The organism is Pseudomonas sp. H2_D02 (genome assembly GCF_054677635.1).
In genome coordinates this window covers 1,223,618-1,238,860 of the sequence record NZ_CP162816.1, presented here as the reverse complement: position 1 = coordinate 1,238,860, position 15,243 = coordinate 1,223,618, and the positions used below count along the sequence as shown (strand labels likewise).

The following is a 15,243-nucleotide window of genomic DNA, read 5'->3' as shown; positions in this document are numbered from 1 at the left end:
TCATTTACTCCAAAACCGACTCAGCGATAAACCGGGAAGTCCGCGCACAGGGCCGCCACTTGCTGCGCGACATTGGCCTCGACATCGGCGTCGCCGAGGTTGTCGAGGATGTCGCAGATCCAGCCGGCCAGCGTGACGCACTGGGTAACCTTGAAACCACGCGTGGTCACCGCCGGGGTGCCGATGCGCAGGCCCGAGGTCACGAACGGCGATTGCGGGTCGTTCGGCACGGCATTCTTATTGACGGTGATGTGGGCGCGGCCCAGGGCAGCATCCGCGTCCTTGCCGGTCAGGCCCTGGCGAATCAGGCTGACCAGGAACAGGTGGTTGTCGGTGCCGCCGGACACTACATCGTAGCCGCGCTTGATGAACACGCCAGCCATGGCCTGGGCGTTATCGATCACTTGCTGCTGGTAAGCCTTGAAGCCAGGCTCCGCCGCTTCCTTGAAGCACACCGCCTTGCCGGCGATCACGTGCATCAGCGGGCCGCCCTGGGCGCCGGGGAATACCGCGGCGTTGAGCTTCTTCTCGATTTCTTCGTTGGCCTTGGCCAGGATCAGGCCGCCACGTGGACCGCGCAGGGTCTTGTGAGTGGTAGTGGTCACCACGTCGGCGTACGGCAGCGGGTTCGGGTACAGGCCGGCGGCAACCAGGCCAGCGACGTGGGCCATATCGACGAACAACAAGGCACCGACCTTGTCGGCGATCTGGCGGAAGCGTGGGAAATCCAGGGTCTTGGAGTAGGCGGAGAAACCGGCGACGATCATCTTCGGCTTGCACTCGACCGCCAGGCGCTCGACTTCGTCGTAGTCGATCAGGCCGGTGGTGGTGTCGATGCCGTATTGCACCGCGTTGTAGAGCTTGCCCGAGGACGACACTTTCGCACCGTGGGTCAGGTGACCGCCGTGGGCCAGGCTCATGCCCAGGATGGTGTCGCCGGCCTGCAGCAGGGCCAGGTACACGGCACTGTTGGCCGACGAACCGGAGTGCGGCTGGACGTTGGCGTAATCGGCGCCGAACAATTGCTTGGCGCGCTCAATGGCCAGGGCCTCGACCTTGTCGACGTGCTCGCAGCCACCGTAGTAGCGCTTGCCCGGATAGCCTTCGGCGTATTTGTTGGTCAAGCCGCTGCCCTGGGCCTGCATCACACGCTTGCTGGTGTAGTTCTCCGACGCGATCAGTTCGATGTGATCTTCCTGGCGTTGCTCCTCGGCATTCATCGCCGCCAGCAGTGCATCATCGTAGCCTTGGATTTGGTCTTGCTTGCTGAACATCGCGTCTCTCCCAGCGGCGGCGGTGCGCCTTTCGTCTCGGTGAGGCACGGACCGTTTCGGTCGTGCCCTTTGGATGCGATGGTATGGCCGGCGCAGGCAGGTCAAATGCCTATGGACGCCACGCAAAGGTGCGTTTACGACATGCGCTCAAATGGAATGGAGCACCGGCACTGTGGCGAGGGAGCTTGCTCCCGCCAGACTCTGTAGGAGCTGGCGAAGCCTGCGATCTTTTGATCTTGATCTTTCACTCTTGATTCAATGAGCAGCGGAAAGATCGCAGCCTCGCTTCGCTCGACAGCTCCTACGTAGCCCAGCGGGAGCAAGCTCCCTCGCCACAAGGGCTATGCGGCAATCTGGCGAACCGCGAGCAGCACCAAGAAATGCCCTGGATACAGCGCATACGCCCAGCGCCGCATGGGCATTGGATGAAAACGACCCGCCTGTCGCAAAAGCACCAGCCCCAGCCATGGCGCGATCAGGCAAGCCACCAGCCCCCACAACGCCACCGCATCCCCCAGCCATGCCGCGCCATACAAGACCCGCCATTGATTGGCCGCCACGCAGACCAAGCCCGGCAACAACGCCAGCAATGGCAAGCGCTTGAACACCAACAGCGTCGCCAACGGCAGCAACACACCGAAGAAGCCGAACATCAGTTGCGACGAAAACAGCCCCGCCAGCAGTAACGCCGCTGCGGCCAGGCCGCGCGCCTCGAGGGTAGGCGTCCGCCAACAGCGTGCCACCAACAACCCGAGAACCAGCGTCGGCATCACGTTCAGCGTCGTGGGGTCGGGAATGAACAAGCGATAAGGGATTTCGCTGACGGCACTGAACAGCAACAGCCAGCCCAGGTAGCGCCACGAGCCGGCACTTGGCCCGCCGCGCGCCAGGTTTGCCGCCATCGCCAGGCAAAACCACGGAAACGCCAGCCGCCCCGGCACATATAGCCAATCGACGGAAAAACCGACATATCGCAGATGATCGAGAATCATCGACAACAGTGCCAACCATTTGAGCAAGTCCAGGGCACCATCACGTCGTCTCATGTTTATATCGGCCCAGTTACTTGGTCTTTTTCTGACAGAAACATCCCTTATGTTCCTCCGCCAATCTTGGGTAAAGTGCGCACCAGTATCGATCACGGCGTTGTGGACCCAAGCACGCCGAACCATGGAACCCCTCATCCGGGGCATTCCGCCAGGGATCTCTTACCCAGGACTCTCTATTCAAGGAGCAAGGCCATGACCGACAAGAGCCAACAATTCGCCAGCGACAACTATTCCGGTATTTGCCCCGAAGCCTGGGCCGCCATGGAAGAAGCCAACCAGGGCCACCAGCGTGCCTACGGTGATGACGATTGGACCCACCGCGCGGCAGATGGCTTTCGGGAGCTATTCGAAACCGACTGCGAAGTGTTCTTTGCGTTCAACGGCACGGCTGCCAACTCCCTGGCCCTTTCGTCGCTGTGCCAGAGTTATCACAGCGTGATCTGCTCGGAAACCGCCCACGTCGAAACCGACGAATGCGGCGCACCGGAATTCTTTTCCAACGGTTCCAAGCTGCTGGTGGCGCGCACCGAGAATGGCAAGCTGACCCCCGAGTCGATCCGCGAGGTCGCCCTCAAGCGCCAGGACATCCACTATCCCAAGCCGCGCGTCGTGACCCTGACCCAGGCCACGGAAGTCGGCAGCGTCTACACGCCGGATGAAATCCGCGCCATCAGCGCCACCTGCAAGGAACTGGGGTTGAACCTGCACATGGACGGCGCACGGTTCTCCAACGCCTGCGCCTTCCTCGGCTGCACCCCAGCCGACCTGACCTGGAAAGCCGGCGTCGACGTGCTGTGCTTCGGCGGCACTAAGAATGGCATGGCGGTGGGTGAAGCCATCCTGTTCTTCAACCACGACCTGGCCGAAGACTTCGACTATCGCTGCAAACAGGCCGGGCAGTTGGCGTCGAAAATGCGCTTTCTCTCCGCACCGTGGGTCGGCTTGCTGCAAGACGACGCGTGGCTCAAGCACGCCCGCCACGCCAACCGCTGCGCGCAACTGCTGGCAGAACTGGTCAGCGACATCGACGGCGTGGAACTGATGTTCCCGGTCCAGGCCAACGGCGTGTTCCTGCAACTCTCGGAACCGGCCATCGCCGCACTGACGGCCAAGGGCTGGCGTTTCTACACCTTCATCGGCAAGGGCGGCGCACGCTTCATGTGCTCGTGGGATACCGAGGAAGCGCGGGTGCGGGAATTGGCGGCGGATATTCGGGAAGTGATGGCGGGCTAAGTAGAAATACACTCAAGACCGGGCCGGGACACCCGTGGCGAGGGGATTTATCCCCGCTGGGCTGCGAAGCAGCCCCAAAGCAGTCAACTCGGTCTGCCTGAAACACCGCGATTGCAGGTTTTAGGGCTGCTTCGCAGCCCAACGGGGATAAATCCCCTCGCCACAGGAAATCCCTCTAGGCACAAGTAAATCCCTCCAGGTACAGAGGGATTTACACCTGCCTGAGCGAGCAAATCAGAAATCAATCCGCACATCCCCCTTCGGCACGCTGCAGCACGACAGGATATAACCCTCGGCCTCGTCGTCCTCGGTGATGCCGCCGTTGTGCTCCATCTCCACTTCCCCGCCCAGCTTCAGTACTTTGCAGGTGCCGCAGATGCCCATGCCGCAGGCCTTGGGGATCATCATGCCGAGCTTGGCGGCAGCGGCGTGGACGGTTTCTCCCGGCCCCACGCGAATGCTCTTGCCCGATGAAGTGAACTCCACCAGGTGCAGGTCAGCCGCATCGACTTCTGGCGCGTCGGCAGCCTGCTCGGCCTGCTCCACCGCGTCGGCACGGGCTTCCGGCGGCGTCGCGCCGAAGGACTCCTCGTGGTAGCGCTTCATGTCATAGCCAGCGGCTTCCAGCAGGCGCTTGACCGCAGTCATGTACGGGGTCGGGCCGCAGCAGAACACCTCGCGCTCGAGGAAGTCGGGCACCATCAGTTCCAGCATCTTGTGATTCAGGTAGCCGCGATACCCGGCCCACGGCTCGCCCAGGCCATGCTTTTCGCAGATCAGGTGCAAGCTGAAGTTGTCGATCCGCGACGCCATGTGCTCCAGCTCGCGGTGGTAGATGATGTCCTTGGGCGAGCGGGCGCTGTGGATGAAAGTCATGTCGACATTGGCGTTGGTGTCGTAGAACCAGCGCGCCATGGACATGCACGGCGTAATGCCCACGCCGCCACTGAGGTAAAGCACTTTCGGGCTCGGGAAATCGATAGCGTTGAACAGCCCCACCGGCCCATGTACCGCCAGTTCCTGGCCCTCGTGCAGGGTGTCGTGCAGCCAGTTGGAAACCTTGCCCCCCGGCACGCGCTTGATCGTCACGGAGAAACTGTAGGGCACCGACGGCGAGCTGGAGATCGTGTAGGAACGCATGATCGGCTGGCCTTCGATTTCCAGCTCCAGGGTGACGAACTGCCCCGGCTTGAAAAAGAACATGATTGGCTGGTCGGCCATGAAGCAAAAGGTGCGCACATCCCAGGTTTCCTGGATGACTTTGACGCAACGCACGATATGTCGGCCATTGGCCCAGGTCTGGGTCGTGACCGGGTTCAGGAAATTATTGGACATGCTGATCTCCACGGCCGACTGTCGGCCTTCATGAGGGCGATTGTGCGCAGGCACCTGAGTGACCATTTACCTATCTGCGACATTCACATACTTATCGCGACCAGCCCCCAACGACCGGGGCTTGCGCGTCGGGAACAGATTGGGCCATGTCGCCCATGGATAAGGTTGCGCCCCTGCGCGGCCCCACACTCGCCCCAACAGACAAACAGATTTTTTTGCCTTGCGTAGCACAACCGATCAGCCACTTTTTTGATGGTCACGTAGAGGACCATGAGGACAAAACGATGGACGTCACCACTACCCTGAGCCTGGGCGATCCGCTGGAACCCGCACGCAAGGCCACCGCGCAAATGCTGCAAGAGCGCGAGCGTACCTTTTCGCTGCCGCAACCGTTCTACAGTGACGAGCGCCTGTTTGATATCGACATGCAGGAAATCTTCCAGAAAGAATGGTTGATCGCCGGCATGACCTGCGAGATCCCGGCCAAGGGCAACTACCTGACGCTGCAGATCGGCAAGAACCCGATCATCGTGATTCGCGGCGCCGAGGGCGTGGTGCACGCCTTCCATAACGTCTGCCGCCACCGCGGTTCGCGGCTGTGCACCAGTGAAAAGGGCAAGGTCGCCAAACTGGTCTGTCACTACCACCAGTGGACCTACGAGCTGGACGGTCGCCTGCTGTTCGCCGGTACCGAGATGGGCGCCGACTTCGACATGAAGCAGTACGGCCTCAAGCCTGTGAACGTGAAGACTGCTGGCGGCTACATCTTCATCAGCCTGGCCGAGAACCCGCCGGCGATCGATGACTTCCTGTCGACACTGAACCACTACATGGAACCGTACGACATGGAAAACACCAAGGTGGCGGTGCAAACCACCTTGATGGAAAAGGCCAACTGGAAGCTCGTGCTGGAAAACAACCGCGAGTGCTACCACTGCAACGCCTCGCACCCCGAATTGCTCAAGACCCTGCTGGAATGGGACGACGTCACAGACCCGCGCGCCGACCAGGCGTTCAAGGACCACGTGGCCGCCTCCGCCGCCGCCTGGGAAGCCGAGAAGATCCCTTACGCCCACGCCAGTTTCGGCCTGCGCAACCGCATCGTGCGCATGCCGCTGCTCAAGGGCACCGTGTCGATGACCATGGACGGCAAGCAGGGCTGCGCCAAGCTGATGGGTCGCATCAAGAACCCGGACCTGGGCTCGATGCGCATCCTGCACCTGCCGCACTCGTGGAACCACTGCATGGGCGACCACATCATCGTCTTCACCGTGTGGCCGATCAGCGCCCAGGAAACCATGGTCACCACCAAGTGGCTGGTGCACAAGGACGCGGTCGAAGGCGTGGACTACGACGTGGAGCGCATGCGCCAGGTCTGGGACGCCACCAACGACCAGGACCGTCGCCTCGCCGAGGAAAACCAGCGCGGCATCAACTCCACCGCCTACCAGCCAGGCCCGTACTCCAAGACCTATGAGTTCGGCGTGGTGAACTTCGTGGACTGGTACAGCGAGCGCATGCTCAATAACCTGGGGGCCGAGCCGGCGCCGTACCTCAAGGGCGTGCCGGTCCAGGGCTAAATCAAAAGCATCGTCGGATCGCCGCCCGGAGCAAGCTCGCTCCCACAGGGGGTCTTCAGCGCACCGAAGACCCCATGTGGGAGCGAGCTTGCTCGCGATAGCGGCCTGACATTCACCGACTACTGGGAAGACCACCGCACACTGCCATCCTCCCCATAAAACGTCTCGACAATCTCCTCCCCCCTCAACTGCACCTTCACATACCCATTCAACACCCGCTCCGGATACGCCTCGTCCCCCGCCAGCTCAGTTTCCGACCACAGCACCCGCGCATGCCCATTCAACTCGCTGGTGGTGCCATAGGGAATCGCTCCATGCCCGGCGCAGCGCGCATGCAAGCCGCCTTGCGCCGCATAGCAGATGCCGTTGTGCAGATGGCCCCAATACCAATAATCCGGCTCACGCCCCAGGGCGTCACAGACCGGTTGGTAGAGCGCAGTCTTGTGGTGCCCGGAGATATCGAAGCCCTGGTGATGACTGAGGACCATGAGCTTCTTGCGCTTGGGCAGGGTTTTCATCCACTCGATCTGCTGGGTGTTGAGGGTGCCGTCCATGTACAGGTTCATGGCGTCCGAGGCGTAGGCGCTGTCCAGCCCAACCACCAGCCAATCGTCGTTGTACAGCGCAAAGTAACTGGTGCCTTGCTGCACCGGGAACCGCTTGGCCAGTTCCTTGAAATAACCATGTGCGCCGCTGTACATCTCATGATTGGAGTTGAGGGTGAACGAGCCGTGCTTGCCTTGGGGCCAGCCGACCATGTCGACGTCTTCCTGGGAGTGGGTGTCGGCGTAATACACGTCGCCCAGGTGGATGGTGAAATCGGCCAGGGCCAGTTGCATCTGGTTGGCGACGGCCACGGCGGGCGCGTGGCTGTCGAACGGCCCCGTGCCCCAGTCACCGGCGATGGCGAGCACCACGTCGTTGTCCATTTTCACCAGCGCCGGGGTCGTGGCGAACGTCGCATGGTGGCGCAGGTTTTCGATCCACTTGAGTAGCGCCTCGCTCCACAGCAGGTCCAACAGTTCCCACTTGCGACAACCCAATAACGTGCCGTCCTTGAGCACCCGGGTCGGCAACTCGTCTTCGCTTTGCGGCAGCGGTGTGGCGTTGCCGATCTTCAGGATCGACAGGCCGTGCGCCAACTCCCACGGCACCGCCGGTTCATCGTCCGGCAGATCACCGTGGTCGATCACGTGACGGGCCTGGTCGTGGCCTCGCTCCAGCAATTTGACGATGGCCTGGAACTCCTCGGGCTCCAGGTCGTTGACGAGTTTCTTCCAGGACATTTCCAGCCGCGTGACCAACCCGTGCAGGCGGACCTTGACTTTGTCGAACTCATGTTCCCAATGGTGCAGTAATGACATGTGAACGCTCCTTCGTTTTGCCCCGGGCTACAGGGTCTTCATGAATTCAATCAGGGCCCGCTTGTCGACGTCCGACAGCTGCGTGCCGTACAGGTGACCGCCGTTGTGGTTGCCTTCCAGGCGGGTGTCGTATTTGAAATCCGCCGACGCCTTCATCTGCGCGCCGCTGGTGACGAAACCGACCTTCTGCGGGTCGTAGATATCGGAACCCGTGTAGAACACTTGCGGACGTTGCTCCGGCGCTTGCAACAGATCCCACAGGGTCGGCACCGAGCCGTTGTGCAGGTACGGCGCGCGCAACCAGATGCCGTCGGTGGGCGTGTTGCTGTAGCTCTGGGTCTTGCGGTAGGCGCCAAAGTCGAACGGTGGTTTCTTGAAGCCATGGAACGCCGTCACCAGGCCAGTCGTGAACGAGTTGAGCCTATGGGGATCGGTGCCCAACTGGTCGATGTTGGTGGTGACCTGGCCGGTGTCGCTACGGCCGAAATCATGGCAAGCGGCGCAGTTTTGCTCCCAGATCGGTTTGCCCTGGGCGACTTTCCCTTGGTCCAGGGCGAACGGCCAGGCCGGTGCCTTGTGGCCCAGCAGCCAGTTGGTCACCCGGTTGAAACTCGGCGGCAGCACCGACTCCGGCGTCGCGCCCACGGCCATGGCCGCTGCGTAGTTGCGTTCGTGGATCTTGTTGTTATTGCCGTCCCAATGCAGGTACATGGATTCGCGAGGTTTCTGGTTCCACACCTGGGGCAGGTCCACGGTGCCGATGGTCGAGTCATCCGGGAAGCCGAACACCACCATCTTGGTCGGGTTGAAGGTGTCGGTCCGCCCAGGCCCTTGGGCCGGACGCAGCTTCTGCCAGGCGTAGGCCTGTTTCTGTTTGAGCAACGCGCTCTTGGCCATCGGGATGATCAGGTAGCGGTTGTAGAGCTTTTCAAAAAAGCCCAGCTGGAACTTGCCGTTGATGGCCGCCATCACCGCGTCGGGGGTGAATTTCGGGTCGCTGGCGCATTCATAGGCGAACCATTGGAAGGCTTGCAGTTGCAAGGTATTGGCCGGCGCGGCGGCGACGGGCACCGCGACGTCAGAGGCATTGGCCCGGTAGGAACCGGTGTGGCACAGGGCGCAGTTCGGCTCCACGGTGGGGTAGCCGAGCTGCCGCTTGGCCATGCCGATGGGCAAGTCCTTGCCGTTTTCATAGAGGAAACCGAACACCTCGTAGCCACCCGGCTTGGGCAGTTTTTCCGGGCACATCTGCGGCAGCACGGCGAACAGGTAATACGGAATTCGCGCCTCGATGCCCAGGCCGATGGCGGCGTATTTGTAATGGTCTTCGTCGGAAGCGAAGTCCGGTTGCGGCACTTCCCGGATCATCTGGTACCAGGTCTGGTAGCCGATGAAACCCAACAGCAAGACCACCACCAACGTGCCGACCTTGAACCCGTGGCTCTGCCAGCGCAGCGCCCAGCCGGCGCGCCATTCCCGCCAGCCGGCGCAGAGCAACGCCAGCGGACGGTTGGCCACCGGGCTGCCGAGGTACAGCAGCACGCCCAGGACCAGGAACATGGTCAGGTCGCCCATTAACATCGGCACGAACAGCGAGCCCTGGTTGTTGGTGTTGATCAGGTAGATCCAGAACACCACCGCCACCAGGCGCGACAGCACGCACAACCACGAATGCACCACGAAACGCGGCGCGTTGAAGCCCGAGGGCATGTAGAAAAGGCTGATCCCCACCAGCAACATGCCGGCGTTCTCCAGCCAGGGATCGGACAGCACGGGTGGCAGGCCGAGCATGGACGTCAGCAAGGCCGGTGCAAACAGCGCCGGGATCGCGAAGAACATGTTCATGACGATTCCGACCCAGATGACGCGTTGGAACCAGCGGATGTAAGTGTTCATGGCATCCTTTTCCTTATTCCTGACTCACCACAAAGCCATGTGGCGAGGGAGCTTGCTCCCGCTGGGCCGCGTAGCGGCCCCCAAGACTTCAAAAGCGACGACTGCTTCGCAGCCGAGCGGGAGCAAGCTCCCTCGCCACGGAGGGCAGTCAGCTAGCCCAACGCAGTCTTCTCCAGGTGCTCAAGAATGATCGGATACACATCCACCACCGCATCCTTGCCGAACATGCAGTCGATGTGGCCGTACCCCGGTATTTCGTGGCGGCTGAACAGTTGCGGACCATGCATGTCGCACAGCCGTTCGTAGGTCTTGAGGGTGCTTTGCGGCAGGTAGCACTGGTTGTCGGCGCCGCTGATGAAGCAGATCGGTAACTTCAACCGGTCGAAATGCGGCATGTAGACGTCGTTGCCCTTGAAGTCCACCAGGTGCCCCTTGCGCACGATCAGCGCCAGGTGCTCGAAAGTCTGGATGTTCGACTCGCCGAACAATTCATGCAGGTTGTCGTGCAGGGTTTCATTGAGGGTGTCGTGGCGGTACAGCGAGGCGTACATGAACGTGATGCGATGGCAGACCGGGTTGGTGCAATAGCCTTGGGCCTCGATCCGGGCATAGCCGTTGAGGGCCTTGTCGTAGAGTTTGTTGAACCAGCTTTCCTTGGTGTCGGCGTAGGCGGTCATGGATTTGATGCCGATGGCATCGAGCATTCCCGGCAGATGCAAACCGGCCTTCAGACCGGTGGCGGTGGCGACCACCGTGTCGGCGGCGATCTGCGAGCAGACCACCGAGCGCACGCCCTGCAATCCCGCGAGCATCGACATGAAGAAGGTCGTCGCACCGTAGCAATGCACCACGCATTGCACCTCTCGGGCCTGGGTCGCCTGCTGGATCTGTTCGATGGCGGCCTTGAAATCGTACTGGGCGACCTGATCGCCGTTCCATTCATTTTTGCTGGCCGGCAGCAGGATGCTCACCCGAAGATCCAACAGCCAGACGTCGTATTCGTGTTTGCAGAGGTACTCCAGCAGGTTGGTGTGGATGGTGTCGGTGGAGAAGATATTCGAACCCACGCCCAGGCCATGGACCAGCATCACCGGACCTTTGCTGCCGGCCTGGTAGCGGGTCAGGCGCAACTCGACGTTGTCCTCGGTCTGGAAGAAATGCACCACGGGGGCCGGCGCATCCAGTGGCCTTTTCAAGCGGGGTGGTGCGTCCGGGTTGAAGTAGACGTCGCCAGCGAAGACACCGCCGTAGCTCTCCCACAGGATCCCGGCGAAGAACTTGCCGAACCGCGCCAGCGCCTCCACCCGCTCGCGCTCATTGCGGGCGTTGAGTACCTTCATCGTGGTCATCTGCTTGGCAAAATCGGCCGGCAGGATATGCATCACCCCGGAGCCGAGCACTGCGCCGGTCTTGTCCGGTCCGCGATAGAGCGTGACGTAGAGCGTGCTGGTGTCGTGCCAGATGTTCAACACGCCGTTGTCCTCGGGCACGGTCTTGAAGGCGCTGAAAAAGTAGTCGCTGCCGTCTTCGGCGGTCAGCTTCATGTCGTAGTTCATATGGCGCACGCCGACCTGCTCCTGGTATTGCTCGAACAGGTTGAACACGCCGTTGCTGGCAACCAGCGGCTTGGCCGACAGCAGAGGCGCATCGAGGGTGCCCACCAGGGTCGCGGCGTGCTCCGGTTCCTTGATCAAGCGATCAAGGTCGGCGGCGGTGATGGTCAGGGTGAATTCGATCGGTGAGTTATCGGCCTTGCCGCGCTTGGCCGCCGCTTCGTAAAGATTGAGGTCGGTGCCTTGGGGCTGGGTGAACGCCGTGGAGAAATACCCCTTCATGGTTTCGGTGAACTGCACGCCAAGGGTCGGCGCCGCCACCGGTTTGCGCGGGGCCGACGGCAGCGTGTAGTCGATCAGCCAGCCGCGATCCGCCGCCAGCAACCCCATGTTGCGCTCACTGACCGCCGAAATGGTCAGCAACGGGTTGACCGCCAGGGACGTCGGGATCACCGAGCCGTCCGCCACGTACAAGCCTGGGTAGACGTCGGTGCCGCTGGCACCGCTGAACACCTGGCCCTTGTGGTTGACCACGCCCTGGACCGCGTCTTCGCCCATCACACAGCCGCCCAGCGGATGGACCGAGACGATGCTGTGCTTGAGCAGTTTGGTCCAGATCGGGTTCTCGACCCAGATCCCGCCCAGGGCCTTGGTGCTCTGGTGCAGCCGTTCGTTGCCGAGGGTGACGTTTTCCTGCTCGCCGACACCCGGCCAGTCGATGCGTAGCTGATCCTTGTTGTCGAGGACCATGCGGCCCTTGCCGTTGTCATGGCTCATGATCAAGTAGGTCTGCATGTTGTGCAGTGCGCCGTAATACGGCCCGCGCAGAAAGCTCTCGGCCTCGCGGCCCTTGTACTTGAGGCTGGCACCGAAGCCAGTGTCGGTCGGCACGCCGATCATTTCAGCGAACGTCGCCATGCTCGGCACCATGGCCCGGCCCAGGGCTCCGGGGATCGAGCCCTCCTCGATCACCATCCGGCTGCGCCAGTCACCCTCGGTGCGCATGTCGATCACCGACGTGATGCACGGCCCCACCGGCTCGAGTTCCTTGGCCGAATGGGCGCCAAAGCCGATGCCGTTGATGACCTGGTCGCAGTTGTGGCCGAAGCCGAGGATGTCACCGTTGCCGCTCATGTTCTCGCCCAACTGGGCGGACATCGACAAGCCCTTGTCCCTCGAGCGCAGCATGATTTCGGTGGAGCCCAAGGTGCCGGCGGACACCACCACGATGTCTGCGCGGACAAAAAGCGTCGGCGCCGAAAACATCTCGCGACCGCTGTCCAGGTACTGGAAATGCACGATCCAACCATCGCCGTCGCGCTCCAGGTGCCGCACCTCGGCCTGGCAGAAAATCTCCGCGCCGTGGTTCCAGGCGTCCGGCAGGTAGTTCATCAGCGTGGTGTTCTTGGCCTTGTTGTTACAGCCCGAGACGCAGTCGCCACAGCCGTTGCACGGCAGTTGTTCGACGCCGACGTGGTTGAGGTTGTTGGGCAGTTTGTCGAAGGTCACGTTGATCGGCGGCTTGTAGAAATGCGCGCCCTGCTTGAGGTAATCCGCCGATTTCTTGTGGGCGTCGAGCTTGGGCAGGTTCGGCGAGGACGCCGGATAGGGATTGGGCTTGAGCATCTCCCGGGCCCGCGCATAACCGTCCTTGAGCAGCGTGTCGCTGTGCTCGCGCATCGCCAGCGGCCAACGCGGGTCCTCGAAGACCCCGGGTTCGGCTTCCAGCGCGACGTTGGCATTGATCAGCGATGTGCCGCCCAGGCCACAACCGACCACCACGTTCTGCTGGGCGTTGACGTGCAGGTCGAACAACCCGGTGCGCGAACCGATGTGACCGTCCGGATCATGCACCTGCAACTCCTCGGTGGCGGCGAGCAACGTGTTGGGGTACTCACCGGGCTGGATCTCCCGGCCCCGCTCCAGTAGACAGACCGTGCGCCCGGCCCGGGACAAGCGCGACGCGGCGATGCCGCCGCCGTAGCCGGAACCAATGACGATAACGTCGTAGTGTTCCTTTATTTCACTGATGGGGGTCGAGATCCGTGTCATGTTCAAGTCCTCTCAGGCAGAAGGGGCAACTCTGCGGTTGCCTGCAAATCCACAGGCGCACAAGCGCCTGGCCGCTATCCCGTATGGGTTGGAGCGGCAGTCAACGGTGTCGGTGGGAAAAGCTCAGGTGTTATAGGCGCGCACGCTGATTGGCTGCGCGACGATGAACACGTCTAGGCAGCGCGGTGGGAGGCGTCGGGATGCACGTCGGGGCTGAAGCGAGTAACGGGGTGGGGGCCTTGCTATCCATCGTGCGTTCTCCCTGAACCAGATATGGATAAAGTCGCGCTGTCCTTGTGCCCTGAGTGAAGACAGGCGACACCTGTACGTCAAGGCAGTTCCTTAGAACTGTATGAAATTTGATCTATCGCGTTTGGCGCTAAGCCCGCCGTGGCTTACAGGGTTCCGCGAACAAGTTATCCACATGGACACCCACAGCAAATGGGGACAACCAGGCTCGCGTCAGAAATTTTTTGCGCGTCGATGTGAATAAAATCCGTGACTTATCCGTCGGCAACGGTTTCCTGACGGATTGACTGTTTTTTGATCAGACCGCTGAGAAGCCTGAATATCAAGGGCTACAGAGCAGAGCGAACACCTTATCCACAGAAGCGCCAACAGTGTTTGGGGGTAAATTTGACGGTTCTGTGGAAAACCTATCGAACGCCTTCCAAATCGGTGTTTTCCGGACGTTTTCAAGAGGCCGGGGCGAATTTGGCTATTATTTAACCAACACCTTGCAGGCACCGTAGCGCTTGGCTTGCAGCGGAGAGCGAACATCTTATCCACAGAAGCGCCAACAGAGATTGGGGGCAAGTTTTCCTCGCACCGGGGGTTTATTCACAGAGAAAAGCCAATAAAAACCGATGGTTAGGTTGGCTATTTATTAATCGATGGGCTGGAGAGCCTGATTGGCATGGGCCGTAGCGAGGGGCCAACAGGTTATCCACAGAGGGACGCACAGGGATTGTGAGTAACGCTTAGTGGGTTAGCACAACATACAGGCGCACCGCCAATCCCCTGTGGGAGCGAGCTTGCTCGCGATTGCATTCTGCCAGCCATATAATTTTGACTGACCCACCGCTATCGCGAGCAAGCTCGCTCCCACAGGGATTGGCGGTGATTCGGGTTCAGCGAACCACCCCTTCTTCCACCAACAGCTTGAGAATCGCCTCGGCCCCCGCCTCCGGGCTCACGCCCTTGAGCACTTGCCCGCCTCCGCCGCTGGCCTTGGCCGTGGCGGCTTTCATGCGGTCGGCACCGCTCTTGGCCTTGATCACTTTCAGACGCTTGGGTCGTGGCTTGGCCGGCTGCAGGGTCGCCACCGCCAGCAACGCATCGTCGATGATCTCGACTTCCTCAGCGTGCAACGCCCCACGCCGCGCCGGGCCGTAGGCGCTTTGCCGAGGTTTGGGCGCAGCGTTATCCACAGTGGCGAGAAATGGCAGGCGCACCTTGAGCCGTCGCCGCTGGCCACGGGGCAAGGCTTGCAACACCAGGGCCGCGCCGTTTTCGATGGATTCGACCTGAGCCAATCCCACCACCAGCGGCCAACCGAGACTCTCGGCCAGCAGGAACGGCAGCATGCCCGAGCCTTCGCCGGTTTCCGCCTGGCTCCCGGTCAGCACCACTTGGGCGCCAGCGTCACGCAGATAGTCGGTCAGAGCCGGCAACGCATCGGCCCCGTTCGGGTTTTCCAACACGTGCAGTTCATCCAGCCCCATGCCCAGGTAAGCGCGCAGGGCCGGTTCGGCCACATCGCCGGCGTGCAGCACTTGCAGGTCATTGCCGGCCAATTGCAGGCCCAGCTCCACGGCGCGGGCGTCTTGCTCGGCGCGCCGGGGTCGACCAGAGGTCGGGTGGGCACCGATGGAGACGAGGCTGATCACTTGGGTACTCATGAACGT

At 61.5% G+C, this 15,243-nt stretch carries 9 protein-coding genes; 2 read left to right on the top strand and 7 right to left on the bottom strand.

All coding sequences use genetic code 11. The annotated features are described in order from the left end of the window. Positions 1–20: 20 nt before the first annotated feature. Positions 21–1,274 (bottom strand): serine hydroxymethyltransferase, encoded by a 1,254-nt coding sequence (gene glyA, locus AB4N42_RS05615; protein WP_030139294.1) that lies wholly within the window; start codon positions 1,272–1,274, stop codon positions 21–23. A gap of 341 nt (positions 1,275–1,615) precedes the next feature. Beyond that, the gene (locus tag AB4N42_RS05610) at positions 1,616–2,320 is read right to left on the bottom strand and encodes a TraX family protein (protein ID WP_460115952.1); all 705 of its coding nucleotides are present in this window, start codon (positions 2,318–2,320) and stop codon (positions 1,616–1,618) included. Between the two features lie 195 nt (positions 2,321–2,515). Between AB4N42_RS05610 and AB4N42_RS05605 the strand changes: the two genes are divergently transcribed. Then, a complete protein-coding gene (locus AB4N42_RS05605; protein ID WP_030139296.1) occupies positions 2,516–3,556 on the top strand; it encodes a threonine aldolase family protein in 1,041 nt (346 codons plus the stop codon). Positions 3,557–3,790: 234 nt separating this feature from the next. Here AB4N42_RS05605 and gbcB read toward each other — a convergent pair whose 3' ends face one another. Beyond that, positions 3,791–4,891 carry a glycine-betaine demethylase subunit GbcB gene (gbcB, locus tag AB4N42_RS05600; RefSeq protein ID WP_030139297.1) on the bottom strand — a complete coding sequence of 367 codons (1,101 nt, stop codon included), beginning with the start codon at positions 4,889–4,891 and terminating at the stop codon, positions 3,791–3,793. Positions 4,892–5,175: 284 nt separating this feature from the next. On the opposite strand from gbcB, the gene gbcA reads away from it, so the two are divergent. Beyond that, positions 5,176–6,471 (top strand): glycine-betaine demethylase subunit GbcA, encoded by a 1,296-nt coding sequence (gene gbcA / locus AB4N42_RS05595; protein WP_407683010.1) that lies wholly within the window; start codon positions 5,176–5,178, stop codon positions 6,469–6,471. Positions 6,472–6,590: 119 nt separating this feature from the next. Here gbcA and AB4N42_RS05590 read toward each other — a convergent pair whose 3' ends face one another. The 4 genes from AB4N42_RS05590 to etfB form a co-directional block, all read right to left on the bottom strand. Continuing rightward, a complete protein-coding gene (locus tag AB4N42_RS05590) occupies positions 6,591–7,835 on the bottom strand; it encodes a metallophosphoesterase (RefSeq protein WP_460115951.1) in 1,245 nt (414 codons plus the stop codon). 27 nt (positions 7,836–7,862) lie between these two features. After that, positions 7,863–9,731, bottom strand: a complete 1,869-nt coding sequence (locus AB4N42_RS05585) for a c-type cytochrome (protein WP_460115950.1) — start codon at positions 9,729–9,731, stop codon at positions 7,863–7,865. Positions 9,732–9,883: 152 nt separating this feature from the next. Continuing rightward, complete coding sequence (locus tag AB4N42_RS05580) at positions 9,884–13,336, bottom strand: alpha/beta fold hydrolase (protein WP_460115949.1); 3,453 nt, start codon at positions 13,334–13,336, stop codon at positions 9,884–9,886. A 1,130-nt stretch (positions 13,337–14,466) separates the two neighbouring features. Further along, positions 14,467–15,237 (bottom strand): electron transfer flavoprotein subunit beta, encoded by a 771-nt coding sequence (gene etfB / locus AB4N42_RS05575; protein ID WP_030139312.1) that lies wholly within the window; start codon positions 15,235–15,237, stop codon positions 14,467–14,469. Positions 15,238–15,243 lie beyond the last annotated feature (6 nt).